The sequence below is a fragment of the Escherichia sp. WS1265 genome (genome assembly GCF_046487585.1).
In the GTDB taxonomy this organism is placed as follows: Bacteria; Pseudomonadota; Gammaproteobacteria; order Enterobacterales; family Enterobacteriaceae; genus Escherichia; species Escherichia coli.
Genome location: NZ_JBJQJE010000016.1, coordinates 1 through 17,318, shown reverse-complemented (window position 1 = coordinate 17,318; position 17,318 = coordinate 1). Strand labels below are relative to the sequence as shown.

The following is a 17,318-nucleotide window of genomic DNA, read 5'->3' as shown; positions in this document are numbered from 1 at the left end:
ATAATGAAAAAAAATGCCCAGTCCGTGGAAGCCTGGCTGGAGGCGATGATCGCCGTGGCGCGTTATTACCGCCTCGATTTTTCTCAGGAGAACGTGCGCGCAACCGTCAACTGGGAGCGCGACAGCAAGCGGGAAGAGTTGCTCACCGATATGGCGCGGCAGTTGGGAATGGGGTTACGGTTGGTGGAGTTCTCCGCCGACTCGCTTAACCCCTGGCGGCTGCCGCTGATCGCGGTATTTGATAATCAGCAGATTGGCGTGATCACCCGCCGCGATAATCACGACAATATCAGCGTTCAGTTCAGCGGTGACGAAGGGCTGGAAACCACGCTTAACGTTACGGATATTGAAGATAACATCGTCGAACTGGCGCTGTTGCGCCCGCTCAGCGCTATTCCTGACGCGCGGGTAGACGACTATATTCGCCCGTATCAGGCGAACTGGTTCTGGAATCTCTCGCTAAAAGACTGGCGGCGCTATGGCGATATTATGCTGGCGTCACTGGTGGCGAACGTGCTGGCGCTTGCGGCGATGATTTTCTCGATGCAGGTTTACGACCGCGTCGTTCCGGCGCAATCGTACCCGACGCTATGGGTGCTGTTCGCCGGGGTGATGATGGCGATCCTGTTTGAGTTCTGTATGCGCATGGTGCGCACACATCTTTCGGATGTGATCGGCAAGCGGGCGGATCTGCGTATTTCGGATCGCGTTTTTGGTCATGCGCTACGGCTTAAAAACAACGTGCGATCGAAATCCACCGGATCGTTTATCTCGCAGATCCGCGAACTGGAATCGGTGCGGGAGCTGATTACTTCCACCACCATCGGCGCGGTGGCGGATCTGCCGTTCTTCCTGCTGTTTGTTTTTATTTTGTGGATGATCGGCGGTTGGCTGGTGCTGGTGGTTTTACTGGCGCTGCCCTTGCTGGTGATCCCAGGCCTGCTGGTGCAACGCCCGCTGGCGCGTCTGGCGAACGAAGGGATGCGCGAATCAGCGGTACGCAACGCTACGCTGGTGGAGGCCGTGCAGTCGATTGAAGACATTAAACTGCTGCGCGCCGAACAGCGTTTTCAGAATCAGTGGAACCACACCAACGACGTGGCGTCATCTATCAGCATGAGGCAACGTTTTCTCACCGGGCTACTGCTCACCTGGACCCAGGAAGTGCAGTCCATCGTTTACGTGGTGGTGCTTCTGGTGGGCTGCTTTATGGTGATGAACGGCGACATGACTACCGGCGCACTGGTCGGGACGACGATCCTGGCTTCGCGCACCATCGCGCCGCTGTCGCAGATATCCGGCGTGCTCTCGCGCTGGCAGCAGGCGAAAGTGGCGCGCAACGGACTTGATGAACTGATGAAGCGCCCGGTGGATCAGCCGGAACACGGCAAACTGGTGCATAAAGCGGTGCTACACGGCAATTATCAGTTCAGCAACGCTATCTTTTATTACGACGAAGAAGAGAAAATTGCCGATGTGGCGATTGGCAAACTCAACATTCAGGCCGGAGAGAAAATCGCCATTCTTGGGCGCAACGGCGCGGGTAAATCAACGCTACTGCAAATGCTCGCCGGAATGCGTATCGCACAGCAGGGGCAGGTGCTGCTGGATAACATCAGCATCGGTCAGCTTGATCCGGCGGATCTGCGCCGCGACATGGGGCTGCTGAGCCAGACCGGGCGACTGTTCTTCGGTTCGCTGCGGGAAAACCTCACCATGGGGATGCCGGAAGCCAGCGATGAAGATATCGAACGCGCGTTAACGCTAAGTGGCGCGCTGCCCTTTGTGCAGAAGCAGAAAAACGGCCTCAACTACATGATTCAGGAAGGGGGATTTGGCCTCTCTGGTGGTCAGCGGCAAACGCTGCTGCTGGCACGGCTACTCATCTCTCAACCCAATATCGTGCTGCTCGATGAACCCAGCGCCTCGCTGGACGAAATGGCGGAAGCGTATTTAATCGAACAACTGAAACAGTGGATTGGGCATCGCACGCTGGTCATCGCTACTCACCGCACGGCGATGCTGCAACTGGTGGACAGGATCATCGTGATGGATCAGGGGCGGATTGTGATGGATGGCGCGAAAGAGGCCATTTTGCGTGAACAGAGCGAACCCACGGCGCGACGGGTGGTGTTGCAGGAGAAGAATAAGGGGTCTGCCGCATGAACGGACAACTGCAATACAACCGTGGCCTGACTGAACCCCGCTTGCCGCGTTCGGCGCTGGCGGTACGCGTTACCGCTGTGATGCTGCTCTGTTTTCTCGGCTGGGCGTGGTACTTCCAGCTTGATGAAGTCACCACCGGCAGCGGCACGGTAGAACCCTCCGGGCGCGAACAGGTGGTGCAGTCGCTGGAAGGCGGAATTCTGTATCATCTCGACGTCAAGGTTGGCGATATTGTTGAACAGGGCCAGTCGCTGGCGCAGCTTAACCGCACCAAAACGGAATCCGACGTCCAGGAAGCAATGTCGCGGCTGTACGCGGCGCTGGCAACCTCGGCGCGGCTGCGGGCGGAAGTGAGTAATAAACCGCTGGTCTTCCCTGACGAACTGAATAAATTCCCCGAACTTATCGAGTCGGAAACGGCGTTGTACAACACTCGCCGCGACGGGTTGAACAAAGCCACCACCGGGCTGACGCAGGGGATTAGCCTGGTCAACCGTGAACTGGCGATGACCCAGCCGCTGGTAAAACAGGGGGCGGCGAGCAGCGTTGAAGTGCTGCGCCTGCAACGCCAGGCCAATGAACTGGAAAACAAACTTAGCGACGTGCGCACGCAATACTACGTTCAGGCGCGCGAAGAGTTAGCAAAAGCCAATGCGGAAGTGGAAACCCAGCGTTCGGTGATCCGTGGACGGGAAGACTCCCTCACCAGGCTCAACTTTACCGCGCCGGTGCGAGGCATTGTTCAGGACATTGACGTCACCACGGTTGGCGGCGTCATTGCCCCCGGTGGTAAACTGATGACCATCGTGCCGCTGGATGAGCAACTGCTGATTGAGGCAAAAATCTCCCCGCGCGATGTGGCGTTCATCCACCCGGGGCAAAAATCGCTGGTGAAAATAACTGCCTACGATTACTCCATCTACGGCGGCCTGCCGGGAGAAGTGGCGGTGATATCACCAGACACCGTGCAGGATGAAGTACGGCGCGATGTTTATTACTATCGGGTGTACATTCGCACTTTCAGCAACCATCTGGAAAATAAAAGCAAACAGCAGTTTCCGATATTCCCCGGTATGGTGGCGACGGTCGATATCCGCACCGGCAAAAAAAGCGTGCTGGATTATCTGTTGAAACCCTTTAACAAAGCACAGGAGGCGTTGCGCGAACGATGAACATTAGCGATGTAGCAAAAATTACCGGCCTGACCAGCAAAGCCATTCGCTTCTATGAAGAAAAGGGTCTGGTGACGCCGCCGATGCGCAGCGAAAATGGTTATCGAACCTACACGCAGCAGCATCTCAACGAACTGACCTTACTGCGCCAGGCGCGCCAGGTGGGCTTTAACCTGGAAGAGAGCGGCGAACTGGTGAATCTGTTTAACGACCCGCAGCGTCACAGCGCCGATGTAAAACGGCGCACGCTGGAGAAAGTGGCGGAGATCGAACGGCACATTGAAGAACTGCAATCCATGCGCGACCAGCTACTGGCGCTGGCGAATGCCTGCCCCGGTGATGACAGCGCCGACTGCCCAATTATCGAAAATCTCTCCGGCTGCTGTCATCATCGGGCGGGGTGAAAATCAGTTAATCCCCGTTTGCACTGAAAGAATATGCTGCAAACTTTCTACCATTATGCGCCCCGATTGAAATAAGCCTTCCTGGATTTCATTGTTAACATTCACAGCGTGAACCAGGGAGGCTAATAACACCACTTGCAAGAAGGCAAAAATAAACGCACCGATAATCATAATATGCGTCAGAGGGATTTTCCTTTGCTCCTTCATTTTAAATAACCCACAAACTGACCTTCCTTCATTAAGGCGACTTTTCCCGTGTGGTGATAAACAATGACGTTATAAAGACCTGACTGATAAACAGTGGCATCTTTATTGTCTTCATCAATTGCACATAATGAATCATTGAGATAAGCAAAGTTCTTACTGCTCATTCTAAAGGTCATGCCAAATCCTTTATAAATGGCTTTCTTTGCCGCCTGGGCATGTTGTGCGGCTTCTGCATTTTTAAATGCCTGCGCTTCGGATGCACTTAAAATAGCCGCCTGACGCTGCTGTTCTGCGAGGTAACAGGTATCATGGCTGACGCCCTGCGCCTGGCAATCTGCGATGCGGGAAGTGGGTGAACTACAGCCAGCCAGTAATATAACCGCCAGCAGGGAAAACGATTTAATGGAACTATTCATCATTGTTAACCTTAAATAATGTACAAATTAATGAAGAGGTGAAACCCGGCAAGCTTCCTTGCTCTTATTTATATTGAGGATTGGAATATTAGAAAGAATATCCCACGCCGACACCCGCGCCGAAATCAGATTGCGTATCCGCAGAGACACCGGCTTTAATCACGGTATGCGTTCCGGCATTAAAAGATGTTCCGACAGACACCGCAGATTCACCGTTGAAGGTTCCCGCTCCCGCTGACATCATCATAAAGTCACCGGCTTTCACCTGTGGTTGTGAGGCGATAGCGATGGCTGATGCAGTTCCCGCATTGGCTTCTTTACGGTTGTCCTCAACTTCGTTTTTCAGCGAACTGAAATGGTTATTGAGCGTAGTAATCTGCTGGCTATTATCCGCTACTCGTTTTTGCGTGTTGCTTAACTGCTGATGCGTTTGGGTTACGTCTTGTGTCAGGCTGTCAATTTGTTCATGCGTTTGCGTTGAGTCTTGCGCCAGACGCTGAATTTGTTCCCCGTACTGCACACTATCGATATGCTGTTGTGTTGCCTGGTTAGTCGCCAGAGTATCTATTTTTTGTTTTTGTTCTGCTGCAGTACGCGCATTCGCATCATTTTGTGCTCTCAGTCCGGCGTTAACCATCTCTTGATAATGTGCGTTGGTCTGGGCATCGCCAAGTGCGGAAACCGTTTTTTGCGTCGCGTCGATTTGTTTCTGCTGATCGTCCATTTGTTGCTGCTGGGTGTCCGCTTGTGCCTGTTGCGCATTGGCAGCGGCTGTCTGTCTGGCGTCAATCATGCTCTGATATCGGGCAGCAGTCTGTACATCACCGGTGGCGGCAACGGTTTTCCGGGTTTCGTCGAGTTGTTGCTGTTGGTCAGCAATATCGCTGCGGTTCTGTTCGATATTGTTTTTGTTTTCTGTCACAGCAGAGGAGAGTTTGACGCCGTTCATCAGAGCGGTGTTGGCGTTAGCGTTGGCATGGTCAGCCGTTGACTGGGCATGTGCGACATCGCCTTTTATGTTGGTGACGTCTGACTGCACTGCGGAGACATCATTACGGGTGTCGGCGATGGCGGCTTTATTGGCATCAATATCCGTCTGCGCCACCATAATGGCGTGCTGCGCGTCATCAGCTTTCATTGAAGCCCAGTTGGCGGCATGTTGTGCGTCCTGAATGGCGGTATCCTGCCCGTTGTCGCGGACGATCTGTTTTTGCTCGTTTGATGCCAACAGTTTCTGCTGGTCGGCAATATCGCTGCGGTTCTGTTCGATGTTGTTTTTGTTTTCTGTCACAGCACCGGAAAGTTTGACGCCGTTCATCAGAGCGGTGTTGGCGTTAGCGTTGGCATGGTCAGCCGTTGACTGGGTATGTGCGACATCGCCTTTTATGTTGGTGACGTCTGACTGCACTGCGGAGACATCACTGCGGGTGTCGGTGATGGCGGCTTTATTGGCATCAATATCCGTCTGCGCCACCGTGATGGCGTGCTGCGCGTCATCAGCTTTCAGTGAAGCCCAGTTGGCGGCATGTTGTGCGTCCTGAATGGCGGTATCCTGCCCGTTGTCGCGGACGATCTGTTTTTGCTCGTTTGATGCCAACAGTTTCTGCTGGTCAGCAATATCGCTGCGGTTCTGTTCGATATTATTTTTGTTTTCTGTCACAGCAGAGGAGAGTTTGACGCCGTTCATCAGAGCGGTGTTGGCGTTAGCGTTGGCATGGTCAGCCGTTGACTGGGCATGTGCGACATCGCCTTTTATGTTGGTGACGTCTGACTGCACTGCGGAGACATCATTACGGATGTCGGTGATGGCGGCTTTATTGGCATCAATATCCGTCTGCGCCACCGTGATGGCGTGTTGCGCGTCATCAGCTTTCAGTGAAGCCCAGTTGGTGGCATGTTGTGCGTCCTGAATGGCGGTATCCTGCCCGTTGTCGCGGTCGGTCTGCGCTTGATTGGTTATCGGGTTCAGCGTATTGGCGGGCTGTACGGGAGAGGCAGCTGTATTTTCCTGAGGTGTCGTTGTCCGGTAATCATGCGCAATCAGATAATTTTGTGCGGCTGCACTATTCCCTGTCCTTTCTAAAAATCGACCAATTTTCTGATCAATTTCCGATTGCGACATTCCTGGCTGGATTGCCGTTAATTCTGTCGTTGCCGCCTCAACAGTATCACCCGCAAACGCAGATGGACTTACCGCGGTAGCAACAACGACAGCCAGTAAAGACAGCTTTACAGTTTTCATGCATTTTTTCTCTTTCAAAGTAAGTCATATATTTGTTTCTATAAGCAACGTAAAACGTTGTTATAAGAATTAATCTGCGTTGCAATTTGATCGAAATCTACGCCGCCATTTGTGTGATGTAAAGCGCATTTTTGTCTGGTGTAAGCGTAAACATCACCAATAAGAAACAAAAAATGTTTCTTATATAAATAAAATAGAAAATCATTTTGTGCTCTTTCAATGTAAAAAAGAGTAAAGACTTGTTTTGATAAGCGAAATAAATTCTGTTTCTGGACTAAACGTGAAGCGGTTCCTGATGTGTGCTAAAATGCGTTTCTTTGATAAATCTCAATTTTTAAGAGGTTTACGCCAGGCAGGAAAATTTAAATGAATGAATTTGAGAAGATTTTTAATGAAATGAATCTGGACCGGGCATTGCTACCGATCCTTTTTCGTTCGAACCGGTCAACAGTGTGGAAATATTTGAGTGGTGATAGTACGGCTCCTGCCTCAGCTATGTCACTGATTATGCTGTTGCAGTTAATCCAGAAACGAAACCCCGATCTGTTAGCCGAATGGTTAACGCTTTCTGATTTCACCATTCCGCCAGAAGTTTACCTGGACCAGCCTGATTACTGGAAAGGGTGGGTGTATACGCAACACAAGGTCAATAAAAACGTCCTGGAATATCTAAAAAAACATTATCCGGATGAAGACCAAAAAAACATGAATAAAGGTAGTGACGAGTAATTTGCCAATGCCAGTTAATATAGCGGAGGCGGCCTACGATTCGGGCGCAGACTTCCAGGCATGATAAGACGCGCCCGCGCCGCATCAGGCATCAGCGCATAACCGCCGGATGCGGCGTAAACGCCTTATCCGGCCTACGATTCGGGCATATTTTTGGAGGCATGATAAGACGCGTCAGCGTCGCATCAGGCGATGACCGCACGGATGATCAGCGTTATCCCTTCTATCGCAATGACTTCAACATGCGTACCTGCGCCGAGATCCTCGCTGGCGCTGACAGGCCATGAACTGTCACCGACGCGCATATGACCGCGCCCGTTGACCAGCGGAGATTCCAGCACAAAACGTCGGCCAATCAGCTGCCGCCCGCGCTGGTTTAAATGACTGTCGCTGTGCTTTTGTTCGCGCACCCGCCGCGACAACCATTTCCACCACAGCCAGGCGGCGAGCAGCGTCAGGACGGCAAACATCACCCCTTGCCACTCCCAACCCAGCGGCAACAGCCAGACCACCAGGCCGGTAATCACCGCTGCCACGCCGCTCCACAACAGATAACCATTTCCGCCCAGCATCTCGGCTGCCAGCAGCAACCCGCCGAGACTGAGCCAGAAAATATGTGGATGAACGACCATTAACTCCATCATGGCTGAGTCCGCTTGTTGGCGCTGTCTTTCACCAGCTCGGCAATCCCGGCAATCGACCCCATCAGGCTGCTGGCCTCTAATGGCATCATCACTACTTTGCTGTTACTGGACGAACCGATCTGCTGTAACGCTTCGGTGTATTTCTGTGCGACGAAGTAGTTCACCGCCTGAATATCACCGGAGGCGATGGCTTCAGACACCATTTTGGTGGCGCGGGCTTCTGCTTCAGCGGAACGTTCACGCGCTTCAGCCTGTAAAAACGCCGACTGACGTTCGCCTTCCGCTTTCAGGATTTGCGACTGTTTTTCACCTTCGGCTTTGAGGATTTCCGCCTGACGGATCCCTTCCGCTTCGAGGATGTAAGCGCGTTTGGTACGTTCCGCTTTCATTTGCGCGTTCATTGAAGAGATAAGCTCTGCTGGTGGGCGCACGTCGCGAATTTCAATACGGGTGACTTTAATCCCCCACGGGTTGGTGGCCTCATCGACAATACGCAGCAGGCGTGAGTTGATGCTGTCGCGCTGAGAGAGCATTTCGTCAAGTTCCATTGAACCCAGCACGGTACGGATGTTAGTCATGGTCAGGTTGATGATCGCCAGCTCCAGATTGCTGACTTCATAAGCCGCGCGCGGCGCGTCAATCACCTGAATAAAGCACACGGCGTCGATGGTAACGTTGGCGTTATCTTTCGAGATAACTTCCTGGGAAGGGATATCGAGCACTTGCTCCATCATATTGATCTTGCGACCAATGCGATCCATAAACGGCACCACCAGACTGAGCCCCGGCTGTAACGTTTTGGTATAGCGACCAAAACGTTCTACCGTCCATTGATAGCCCTGCGGCACGATTTTGACGCCCGCGCCGACAATGACCAGCGCGACAAAAATGAGAATCGGGATAAAGATAAGCATCGGAAAAACCTCCTGTTGTACCGTCCATAATCAGCAAAATTGCTGCTTGATTAAACAAATTATACCTGATTACTGAAAGAGAGTTCCCCCTTATTCCTGGGAAGGATAAACTGTTTTTAGTAAAAATCAGAAAAAGGGAACAGCGATGCAGGAAAATAGTCCTTTGCTTCAGCTACAAAACGTAGGATATCTGGCGGGTGATGCGAAGATTCTTAATAACATCAATTTTTCGCTGCGTGCTGGCGAATTTAAGTTAATTACCGGTCCTTCTGGTTGTGGCAAAAGTACGCTGCTAAAAATAGTTGCTTCATTGATCAGCCCAACCAGCGGAACGTTACTGTTTGAAGGTGAGGATGTCAGCACACTAAAGCCAGAAATCTACCGCCAGCAAGTGTCTTACTGCGCCCAGACGCCGACGCTGTTTGGCGATACGGTATACGATAATCTGATCTTTCCCTGGCAGATCCGTAACCAGCAGCCTGACCCAGCCATTTTTCTCGATTTTCTCGAACGCTTCGCCTTACCGGACACCATTTTGACGAAGAATATCGCCGAGCTATCTGGTGGTGAAAAACAACGCATCTCATTGATTCGTAACCTGCAATTTATGCCGAAGGTTTTATTGCTGGATGAAATCACCAGTGCGCTGGATGAAAGTAATAAACATAACGTTAATGAGATGATCCATCGCTATGTGCGCGAGCAAAATATTGCCGTGCTGTGGGTGACACACGATAAAGACGAAATTAATCATGCGGATAAAGTGATTACACTGCAACCGCATGCCGGAGAAATGCAGGAAGCACGCTATGAACTCGCATAATATTACTAACGAATCATTGGCACTGGCATTAATGCTGGTGGTGGTGGCAATCTTAATTAGCCATAAAGAAAAACTGGCGCTGGAGAAAGATATTCTCTGGAGCGTCGGGCGCGCGATAATTCAGCTGATTATTGTCGGCTATGTGCTGAAGTATATTTTCAGCGTGGATGATGCCAGCCTGACATTATTGATGGTGTTATTTATCTGCTTTAATGCGGCGTGGAACGCGCAAAAACGCAGTAAATATATTGCTAAAGCTTTTATCTCATCGTTTATTGCCATTACGGTCGGGGCGGGAATTACCCTGGCGGTGCTGATTCTCTCAGGGTCGATTGAATTTATCCCGATGCAGGTGATCCCTATCGCCGGGATGATAGCCGGTAACGCCATGGTAGCGGTGGGGTTGTGTTACAACAATTTAGGGCAACGGGTGATTAGCGAACAGCAACAGATTCAGGAGAAACTGAGTCTTGGCGCGACGCCGAAACAGGCTTCAGCGATATTGATTCGCGACAGTATTCGCGCGGCTTTAATTCCGACGGTCGATTCAGCAAAAACGGTTGGCTTAGTGAGTTTACCAGGAATGATGTCCGGGCTGATATTTGCCGGGATTGATCCGGTGAAGGCGATTAAATATCAGATTATGGTGACCTTTATGCTGCTCTCAACCGCCAGCCTGTCGACCATTATTGCCTGCTATTTAACCTATCGTAAGTTTTACAATTCGCGCCACCAGTTGGTGGTGACGCAATTGAAGAAGAAATGATGCAATGCCGGATGCGCAGCATCGCATCCGGCGTTGTGGTTCATGTGCCGATCAACGGAAACTCAATACAACAACGCATATAACTGGCGGCGATACTTCGACGCCAGTGCATCACCGGTACCCAGCGCAGCGAGGATCTCCTGGAATGTTTTACGTGTCTGACCGTCTGCGGCAGTGAGATTTTTACGCAGATGCCCAAACAGTAACTCCAGCGCCTCTTCATTGCGCCCAACCTGATGCAGTTGCAGCGCCAGTTGCGTCGCCAGTGCGGCATCTTCTGGATTCTCTGCCACTTGCTGTTGCAGCTGTTGAATTTCCGGCGTATCTGCCGCCTGCTTCAGCAGTTCGATTTGCGCCACCAGCCCCTGGTAGCGGGTGTCCTGATCCTGTAACGGAATGGTTTTCAGTACCGCTTCAGCATCTTCAGAACGGTTCAGCGCAATCAGCGTTTCTGCCAGCAGCAGGCCGATCTCCCCGTTCTGATTCGACAACTGCCAGGCGTCTTTCAGCAATGGCAGGGCGTCGGTGTAATTGCCTTCCTGCATCAGCTGCATCGCCTGCTGCGCTTTCAGCTCTTCTTCACGCGGCAGCACTTTATCCAGCAGGGCGCGGATCGCCTCTTCCGGTTGCGGCCCCTGGAAGCCGTCTACCGGTTGCCCGTTCTGGAACAGATACACTGTCGGAATCGCGCGCAGACCAAACTGGGCGGCAATCATCTGCTCCGCGTCGCAGTCCAGCTTCGCCAGAATAAATTGCCCGTTGTACTGCGCCGCGAGGCTTTCCAGAATTGGGGTTAACTGCAAACAGTGCTGGCTACGTTCAGACCAAAAATAGAACAGCACCGGAGTGGTCATCGACTGTTCAAGAACCTGTTGCAGGTTAGATTCGTTAATGTTGACAATATTTTCTACGGACATGGAGTCGCTCTCTGTTGTCGATATTTTCTTTGACATGGGGGCTTAAGCGCGCGCTTCAACTCACCCCTGCAATATTTTGTCCATCACGCGCCCCGGCAGCAGGCGCTTGAGCACCATTACCGCCCAGGTCACCAGCGTTACCGGATAGCGCATCTTCGGTTTCTCGCTAATAAAAGCATGGCGCACTTTGTCGACCACCGCTTCCGGCCCCAACGTAAAGCGGGCGGCGATGCCGGGATTTTCGACCGGTTTATCGCTTTGTGTCTGGTTGACGTTGTCGGTGAAGCGAGTACGAATGGGACCGGGTTCGATCAGGCTAACTTTAATTCCGCTGTGGCGCAGCTCCATGCGCAGCGCGTCCGACCACGCCTCCAGCGCATATTTACTGGCTGCGTAAGCGCCGCGACCCGGCGTGGAGATTAATCCCATGACCGATGAGGTCATCACAATACGCCCTTCACCGTGCGGTAACATCGCGGGTAACAGGCGCATGGTGAGCTGGTGTGCGCCGAAAAAGTTGGCAGAAAACTGCTGTTCCATCTGCGCACGGCTGATGGTGGAAAGGGGGCCATACATGCCGAATCCGGCATTGTTAAAGATCCCATACAGACAATTATCGGTCAGGGCGATCACTTCGTCGGCTGCGCGATCAACACTTTCTGGCGAATCCAGATCGATCAACACGCCGGTAAATCCCATGCTGTTCATGCGCTCAACATCATCCGCTTTCCGGCAACCTGCCAGCACATGAAAACCCTGGCGTTTTAATTCGAGCGCACTTTCCAGGCCAATTCCACTGGAACATCCGGTAATTAAGACCGATTTTTGCATAACTTTACCTGTCAGGATCTCCGTTGCTTTATGAGTCATGATTTACTAAAGGCTGCAACTGCTTCGCCATCCAGTCGGCAATAAACGGCTGGGCGTCGCGGTTGGGATGAATACCGTCATCCTGCATCCATTGTGGCTTGAGGTAGACCTCTTCCATAAAAAAGGGCAGCAGCGGAACATCAAACTCTTTGGCGAGTTTGGGGTAAATGGCACTAAAGGCTTCATTATAACGGCGACCATAGTTTGCAGGCAGACGTATTTGCATTAACAATGGTTCAGCGTTGGCGGCTTTGACATCCTGCAAAATCTGGCGCAGCGTTTGCTCGGTTTGTTGTGGCTGAAAACCACGCAAACCGTCATTGCCGCCCAGTTCTACCAGCACCCAGCGCGGCTGATGCTGTTTCAGCAGAGCCGGAAGGCGCGCCAGCCCTTGTTGCGAGGTGTCGCCGCTGATGCTGGCATTGACTACCGACGTTTTACTCTGCCACTTATCATTCAACAAGGCAGGCCAGGCCGCGCTGGCAGACATTCGATACCCGGCGCTCAGGCTATCACCCAGAATCAATAACGTGTCCGCTGCGGCGGCACGGAAGGTTAACAGGACCAGGAACAGGAAGGGCAAATGCCAGCGGAAAACATTGTTGAAGTTCATCATCTTAAGAAGTCCGTCGGTCAGGGGGAGCATGAACTCTCCATCCTCACCGGAGTTGAGCTGGTTGTCAAACGTGGCGAGACCATCGCACTGGTGGGTGAGTCGGGATCGGGTAAGTCAACCTTACTGGCGATCCTCGCCGGGCTGGATGACGGCAGCAGTGGCGAAGTGAGTCTGGTGGGACAACCTCTACATAATATGGACGAAGAAGCGCGGGCAAAGTTGCGCGCGAAGCACGTAGGCTTTGTTTTTCAGTCATTTATGTTAATTCCTACCCTTAACGCGCTGGAAAACGTCGAGCTTCCGGCGCTGCTGCGCGGTGAGAGTAGCGCGGAAAGTCGTAACGGGGCGAAAGCGTTGCTCGAACAGTTAGGGCTGGGTAAACGTCTTGATCATCTTCCGGCACAGCTTTCCGGCGGCGAACAGCAACGAGTGGCGCTGGCGCGAGCCTTTAATGGTCGACCTGATGTGCTGTTTGCCGACGAACCCACCGGCAACCTTGACCGCCAGACGGGCGATAAAATTGCCGACTTGCTGTTTTCCCTCAACCGTGAGCATGGCACCACGTTGATTATGGTGACCCACGACCTGCAACTGGCGGCACGCTGCGACCGCTGCTTACGGCTGGTGAACGGGCAGTTGCAGGAGGAAGCATGATTGCACGTTGGTTCTGGCGCGAATGGCGCTCGCCGTCGCTATTAATTGTCTGGCTGGCGCTAAGCCTGGCGGTGGCCTGCGTGCTGGCGCTGGGCAATATCAGCGATCGCATGGAGAAGGGCTTAAGCCAGCAAAGCCGGGAGTTTATGGCGGGCGATCGGGCGTTGCGCAGTTCGCGCGAAGTGCCGCAAGCGTGGCTGGAGGAAGCGCAAAAGCGCGGCCTGAAAGTCGGCAAGCAGCTGACTTTCGCCACCATGACATTTGCAGGCGACACACCGCAGCTGGCGAACGTCAAAGCGGTGGATGATATCTATCCGATGTATGGCGATCTGCAAACCAATCCCCCAGGCCTGAAACCGCAGGCGGGCAGCGTATTGCTGGCCCCACGCCTGATGGCACTGCTTAACCTGAAAACAGGCGACACCATCGACGTGGGTGATGCCACCTTGCGGATTGCCGGAGAAGTGATTCAGGAACCGGATTCCGGTTTTAACCCCTTCCAGATGGCTCCGCGTCTGATGATGAATCTGGCGGATGTCGATAAAACCGGAGCCGTGCAGCCGGGAAGTCGGGTCACCTGGCGCTATAAATTCGGCGGCAACGAGAACCAGCTCGACGGCTATGAGAAATGGTTGTTACCCCAGCTTAAACCCGAACAACGCTGGTACGGTCTGGAACAGGACGAAGGCGCGCTGGGGCGCTCGATGGAACGCTCGCAACAGTTCCTGCTGCTTTCGGCGCTTCTGACCTTGCTGCTGGCAGTGGCAGCGGTGGCGGTGGCGATGAATCATTACTGTCGCAGTCGCTACGATCTGGTGGCGATCCTCAAAACGCTGGGGGCAGGGCGAGCGCAACTGCGTAAGCTAATCGTCGGTCAGTGGTTGATGGTGCTGGCGCTTTCAGCCGTTACCGGTGGGGCGATAGGCCTGTTGTTCGAAAACGTGTTGATGGTGCTGCTCAAGCCCGTTCTGCCTGCTGCACTACCGCCAGCCAGCCTCTGGCCGTGGTTGTGGGCGCTGGGCACCATGACGGTCATCTCGCTGCTGGTGGGGCTACGACCGTACCGCCTGTTGTTGGCAACGCAGCCTTTACGCGTATTACGTAATGATGTGGTCGCGAACGTCTGGCCGCTCAAGTTTTATCTGCCGATTGTCAGTGTGGTGGTTGTGCTGCTGCTCGCCGGATTAATGGGTGGCAGTATGCTGCTCTGGGCGGTGCTGGCGGGCGCGGTAGTACTGGCTTTGCTATGCGGTGTGCTGGGCTGGATGCTGCTGAATGTACTTCGCCGCATGACGCTGAGATCGCTACCTCTGCGCCTGGCGGTTAGCCGCCTGTTACGTCAGCCGTGGTCAACGTTAAGCCAGCTTTCGGCATTTTCGCTCTCCTTTATGCTGCTGGCGCTGTTGCTGGTATTGCGTGGCGATCTGCTCGACCGCTGGCAACAGCAGCTACCGCCAGAAAGCCCGAACTACTTTTTAATCAACATCGCCACAGAACAGATTATGCCGCTAAAAACGTTCCTCGCGGAACATCAGATAGTCCCGGAATCATTTTATCCGGTGGTGCGGGCGCGACTGACGGCGATTAACGGCAAGCCGACAGAAGGCAATGAAGATGAGGCGCTTAACCGCGAACTCAATCTTACCTGGCAAAATACGCGGCCCGATCATAATCCGATTGTCGCCGGTAACTGGCCGCCAAAAGCCGATGAAGTGTCAATGGAAGAGGGGCTGGCGAAACGCTTAAACGTTGCCCTCGGCGATACTGTGACTTTTATGGGCGATACCCAGGAGTTCCGCGCTAAAGTGACCAGCCTGCGCAAAGTTGACTGGGAAAGTCTGCGGCCTAATTTCTATTTTATTTTCCCTGAAGGGGCATTAGACGGGCAACCGCAGAGCTGGCTTACCAGTTTCCGCTGGGAGAATGGCAACGGCATGTTGACGCAACTCAACCGCCAGTTCCCGACCATTAGCCTGTTAGACATTGGCGCGATTTTAAAACAGGTCGGCCAGGTGCTGGAGCAGGTAAGTCGGGCGCTGGAGGTGATGGTGGTGCTGGTCACCGCCTGCGGTATGTTGCTGTTGCTGGCACAGGTGCAGGTGGGAATGCGTCAGCGTCATCAGGAGCTGGTGGTGTGGCGCACACTCGGTGCGGGGAAAAAACTGCTGCGCACCACGTTGTGGTGTGAGTTCGCCATGCTCGGGTTTGTTTCTGGCCTGGTGGCCGCAATTGGTGCGGAAACGGCGCTGGCAGTGTTGCAGGCGAAAGTGTTTGATTTCCCGTGGGAGCCAGACTGGCGATTGTGGATTGTGCTGCCGTGCAGCGGTGCGCTGCTGCTGTCGCTTTTCGGCGGCTGGCTGGGTGCGCGGCTGGTTAAGGGTAAGGCGCTGTTCAGGCAGTTTGCGGGGTGATGAGAGTAAATAAGGGGCGTTCTGGTTGAATGGAACGCCTTGTTTAAATTAATTCTACAATATGTTTCATTGATGATGTTATTGAATTGGTGATTTCCTATCTTTCTATTGGTGATATTAATCTGAATCGGTGGAGTTTAATAATTTTAAATATAGCCCTACAAAAATAACTCAGACTAATAAAATCATAAACCATATGCGTTGAATGGATATTATCCATATAGTGAATTTGTTGATGATGAATTCATCTGTGCTAAAAATGTTAGTTTAATAAAATATTGAAAGTGACCTGTAATAACAGTTGTTGTTGATTGAGAACAAATAAGTTTATGTGAAAAATATATAAATACATTAGCTGGTCTTGTGTGTCATTTTATTTTTTTGTTGCTAACACAGGAATATGAACAATAACTAAAAGGGCACTTTATATGAGCGGAAAACCAGCGGCGCGTCAGGGAGATATGACTCAGTATGGCGGTCCCATTGTCCAGGGTTCGGCAGGTGTAAGAATTGGCGCGCCCACCGGCGTGGCGTGCTCGGTGTGTCCGGGCAGGATGACTTCGGGCAACCCGGTAAATCCGCTGCTGGGGGCGAAGGTGCTGCCCGGCGAGACGGACCTTGCGCTGCCCGGCCCGCTGCCGTTCATTCTCTCCCGCACCTACAGCAGCTACCGGACGAAGACGCCTGCGCCGGTGGGGATTTTTGGCCCCGGCTGGAAAGCGCCTTCTGATATCCGCTTACAGATACGCGATGATGCACTGGTACTCAACGACAACGGCGGACGGAGCATTCACTTTGAGCCGCTGCTGCCGGGGGAGGCGGTGTACAGCCGCAGCGAGTCCCTGTGGCTGGTGCGTGGCGGTAAGGCAACGCAGCCGGACGGCCACACGCTGGCGCGGCTGTGGGGGGCGCTGTCGCCGGATATCCGGTTAAGCCCGCATCTTTACCTGGCGACCAGCAGCGCACAGGGACCGTGGTGGATACTGGGGTGGTCAGAGCGGGTGCCGGGTGCTGAGGACGTACTGCCAGCGCCGCTGCCGCCGTACCGGGTGCTTACCGGGCTGGCGGACCGCTTCGGGCGGACGCTGACGTACCGGCGTGAGGCCGCCGGTGACCTGGCCGGGGAAATCACCGGCGTGACGGACGGTGCCGGGCGGGAGTTCCGTCTGGTGCTGACCACGCAGGCGCAGCGGGCGGAAGAGGCCCGTAAACAGCACACCGCTTCCTTATTTTCCCCTGACACCCCCCGCCCTCTTTCAGCCTCAGCGTTCCCCGACACACTGCCCGGTACCGAATACGGCCCCGACAGGGGCATCCGTCTTTCGGCGGTGTGGCTGATGCACGACCCGGCATACCCGGAGAGCCTG

17 protein-coding genes are annotated in these 17,318 nt (G+C 53.3%); 9 read left to right on the top strand and 8 right to left on the bottom strand.

The genetic code is table 11. The annotated features are described in order from the left end of the window. Positions 1-3 precede the first annotated feature (3 nt). Genes ACJHX3_RS16295 through cueR form a run of 3 tightly spaced genes read left to right on the top strand, consistent with a single transcriptional unit; the run spans position 4 to position 3,742 of the window. Positions 4-2,166 carry a type I secretion system permease/ATPase gene (locus ACJHX3_RS16295; RefSeq protein WP_000739064.1) on the top strand — a complete coding sequence of 721 codons (2,163 nt, stop codon included), beginning with the start codon at positions 4-6 and terminating at the stop codon, positions 2,164-2,166. Continuing rightward, entirely contained in the window at positions 2,163-3,338 is a 1,176-nt protein-coding gene (locus tag ACJHX3_RS16290; RefSeq protein ID WP_094321866.1) for an HlyD family type I secretion periplasmic adaptor subunit, read from the top strand. Before ACJHX3_RS16295 ends, ACJHX3_RS16290 begins: the two co-directional genes overlap by 4 nt. Continuing rightward, positions 3,335-3,742, top strand: a complete 408-nt coding sequence (gene cueR / locus ACJHX3_RS16285) for a Cu(I)-responsive transcriptional regulator (protein ID WP_001026747.1) — start codon at positions 3,335-3,337, stop codon at positions 3,740-3,742. The genes ACJHX3_RS16290 and cueR overlap by 4 nt, the downstream gene beginning before the upstream one ends. Before the next feature lie 3 nt (positions 3,743-3,745). On the opposite strand, the gene ACJHX3_RS16280 is transcribed toward cueR, so the two are convergent. The 3 genes from ACJHX3_RS16280 to ACJHX3_RS16270 form a co-directional block, all read right to left on the bottom strand. Next, positions 3,746-3,949: a hypothetical protein gene (locus ACJHX3_RS16280; RefSeq protein ID WP_000664216.1), complete on the bottom strand. Its 204-nt coding sequence runs from the start codon at positions 3,947-3,949 to the stop codon at positions 3,746-3,748. After that, positions 3,946-4,368, bottom strand: a complete 423-nt coding sequence (locus ACJHX3_RS16275) for a lipoprotein (protein WP_001301626.1) — start codon at positions 4,366-4,368, stop codon at positions 3,946-3,948. The genes ACJHX3_RS16280 and ACJHX3_RS16275 overlap by 4 nt, the downstream gene beginning before the upstream one ends. Before the next feature lie 85 nt (positions 4,369-4,453). After that, positions 4,454-5,503, bottom strand: coding sequence for a YadA-like family protein (locus tag ACJHX3_RS16270; protein ID WP_251302193.1), 1,050 nt, complete (start codon positions 5,501-5,503; stop codon positions 4,454-4,456). Positions 5,504-6,973: 1,470 nt separating this feature from the next. Between ACJHX3_RS16270 and ACJHX3_RS16265 the strand changes: the two genes are divergently transcribed. Next, the gene (locus ACJHX3_RS16265) at positions 6,974-7,336 is read left to right on the top strand and encodes a hypothetical protein (RefSeq protein WP_001001643.1); all 363 of its coding nucleotides are present in this window, start codon (positions 6,974-6,976) and stop codon (positions 7,334-7,336) included. Positions 7,337-7,521: 185 nt separating this feature from the next. On the opposite strand, the gene ACJHX3_RS16260 is transcribed toward ACJHX3_RS16265, so the two are convergent. Then, positions 7,522-7,980 (bottom strand): NfeD family protein, encoded by a 459-nt coding sequence (locus tag ACJHX3_RS16260; RefSeq protein WP_094308360.1) that lies wholly within the window; start codon positions 7,978-7,980, stop codon positions 7,522-7,524. Continuing rightward, positions 7,977-8,894, bottom strand: coding sequence for an SPFH domain-containing protein (locus ACJHX3_RS16255; protein WP_000904502.1), 918 nt, complete (start codon positions 8,892-8,894; stop codon positions 7,977-7,979). The genes ACJHX3_RS16260 and ACJHX3_RS16255 overlap by 4 nt, the downstream gene beginning before the upstream one ends. Positions 8,895-9,039: 145 nt before the next feature. Here ACJHX3_RS16255 and fetA point away from each other — a divergent pair, with 145 nt between their 5' ends. Together fetA and fetB are read left to right on the top strand one after the other, a co-directional pair. Beyond that, positions 9,040-9,717, top strand: a complete 678-nt coding sequence (gene fetA / locus ACJHX3_RS16250; RefSeq protein WP_001157538.1) for an iron efflux ABC transporter ATP-binding subunit FetA — start codon at positions 9,040-9,042, stop codon at positions 9,715-9,717. After that, positions 9,704-10,483, top strand: a complete 780-nt coding sequence (gene fetB, locus ACJHX3_RS16245; RefSeq protein ID WP_001295323.1) for an iron efflux ABC transporter permease subunit FetB — start codon at positions 9,704-9,706, stop codon at positions 10,481-10,483. Before fetA ends, fetB begins: the two co-directional genes overlap by 14 nt. Before the next feature lie 62 nt (positions 10,484-10,545). On the opposite strand, the gene cnoX is transcribed toward fetB, so the two are convergent. From cnoX to tesA, 3 genes are read right to left on the bottom strand one after another with little or no spacing between them, the layout of a single operon-like run. Further along, positions 10,546-11,400 carry a chaperedoxin gene (gene cnoX, locus ACJHX3_RS16240; protein ID WP_063086088.1) on the bottom strand — a complete coding sequence of 285 codons (855 nt, stop codon included), beginning with the start codon at positions 11,398-11,400 and terminating at the stop codon, positions 10,546-10,548. A gap of 60 nt (positions 11,401-11,460) precedes the next feature. Continuing rightward, positions 11,461-12,270: an NADP(+)-dependent aldehyde reductase gene (gene ybbO / locus ACJHX3_RS16235; RefSeq protein ID WP_000148930.1), complete on the bottom strand. Its 810-nt coding sequence runs from the start codon at positions 12,268-12,270 to the stop codon at positions 11,461-11,463. Further along, positions 12,260-12,883 (bottom strand): multifunctional acyl-CoA thioesterase I/protease I/lysophospholipase L1, encoded by a 624-nt coding sequence (gene tesA, locus ACJHX3_RS16230; RefSeq protein ID WP_001295836.1) that lies wholly within the window; start codon positions 12,881-12,883, stop codon positions 12,260-12,262. The genes ybbO and tesA overlap by 11 nt, the downstream gene beginning before the upstream one ends. Here tesA and ybbA point away from each other — a divergent pair. From ybbA to ACJHX3_RS16215, 3 genes are all read left to right on the top strand, one after another. Then, positions 12,854-13,540: a putative ABC transporter ATP-binding protein YbbA gene (ybbA, locus tag ACJHX3_RS16225; RefSeq protein WP_001110573.1), complete on the top strand. Its 687-nt coding sequence runs from the start codon at positions 12,854-12,856 to the stop codon at positions 13,538-13,540. The two genes, tesA and ybbA, sit on opposite strands and share 30 nt — an antisense overlap. Further along, positions 13,537-15,951: a putative ABC transporter permease subunit YbbP gene (gene ybbP, locus ACJHX3_RS16220; RefSeq protein WP_000561852.1), complete on the top strand. Its 2,415-nt coding sequence runs from the start codon at positions 13,537-13,539 to the stop codon at positions 15,949-15,951. Before ybbA ends, ybbP begins: the two co-directional genes overlap by 4 nt. A 428-nt stretch (positions 15,952-16,379) precedes the next feature. Further along, positions 16,380-17,318, top strand: a 939-nt coding sequence (locus ACJHX3_RS16215) for a DUF6531 domain-containing protein (RefSeq protein ID WP_407631326.1), incomplete at its 3' end; no start/stop codon positions are given.

Coding starts and splice junctions, on each gene's coding strand:
- ACJHX3_RS16265 (WP_001001643.1), top strand. CDS start 6,974: ATGAATGAATTTGAGAAGATTTTTAATGAAATGAATCTGGACCGGGCA.
- ACJHX3_RS16275 (WP_001301626.1), bottom strand. CDS start 4,368: ATGATGAATAGTTCCATTAAATCGTTTTCCCTGCTGGCGGTTATATTA.
- ACJHX3_RS16290 (WP_094321866.1), top strand. CDS start 2,163: ATGAACGGACAACTGCAATACAACCGTGGCCTGACTGAACCCCGCTTG.
- ACJHX3_RS16260 (WP_094308360.1), bottom strand. CDS start 7,980: ATGATGGAGTTAATGGTCGTTCATCCACATATTTTCTGGCTCAGTCTC.
- ACJHX3_RS16280 (WP_000664216.1), bottom strand. CDS start 3,949: ATGAAGGAGCAAAGGAAAATCCCTCTGACGCATATTATGATTATCGGT.
- fetB (WP_001295323.1), top strand. CDS start 9,704: ATGAACTCGCATAATATTACTAACGAATCATTGGCACTGGCATTAATG.
- tesA (WP_001295836.1), bottom strand. CDS start 12,883: ATGAACTTCAACAATGTTTTCCGCTGGCATTTGCCCTTCCTGTTCCTG.
- ACJHX3_RS16270 (WP_251302193.1), bottom strand. CDS start 5,503: ATGAAAGCTGATGACGCGCAGCACGCCATTATGGTGGCGCAGACGGAT.
- ybbO (WP_000148930.1), bottom strand. CDS start 12,270: ATGACTCATAAAGCAACGGAGATCCTGACAGGTAAAGTTATGCAAAAA.
- ACJHX3_RS16295 (WP_000739064.1), top strand. CDS start 4: ATGAAAAAAAATGCCCAGTCCGTGGAAGCCTGGCTGGAGGCGATGATC.
- cnoX (WP_063086088.1), bottom strand. CDS start 11,400: ATGTCCGTAGAAAATATTGTCAACATTAACGAATCTAACCTGCAACAG.
- ACJHX3_RS16255 (WP_000904502.1), bottom strand. CDS start 8,894: ATGCTTATCTTTATCCCGATTCTCATTTTTGTCGCGCTGGTCATTGTC.
- fetA (WP_001157538.1), top strand. CDS start 9,040: ATGCAGGAAAATAGTCCTTTGCTTCAGCTACAAAACGTAGGATATCTG.
- cueR (WP_001026747.1), top strand. CDS start 3,335: ATGAACATTAGCGATGTAGCAAAAATTACCGGCCTGACCAGCAAAGCC.
- ybbP (WP_000561852.1), top strand. CDS start 13,537: ATGATTGCACGTTGGTTCTGGCGCGAATGGCGCTCGCCGTCGCTATTA.
- ybbA (WP_001110573.1), top strand. CDS start 12,854: ATGCCAGCGGAAAACATTGTTGAAGTTCATCATCTTAAGAAGTCCGTC.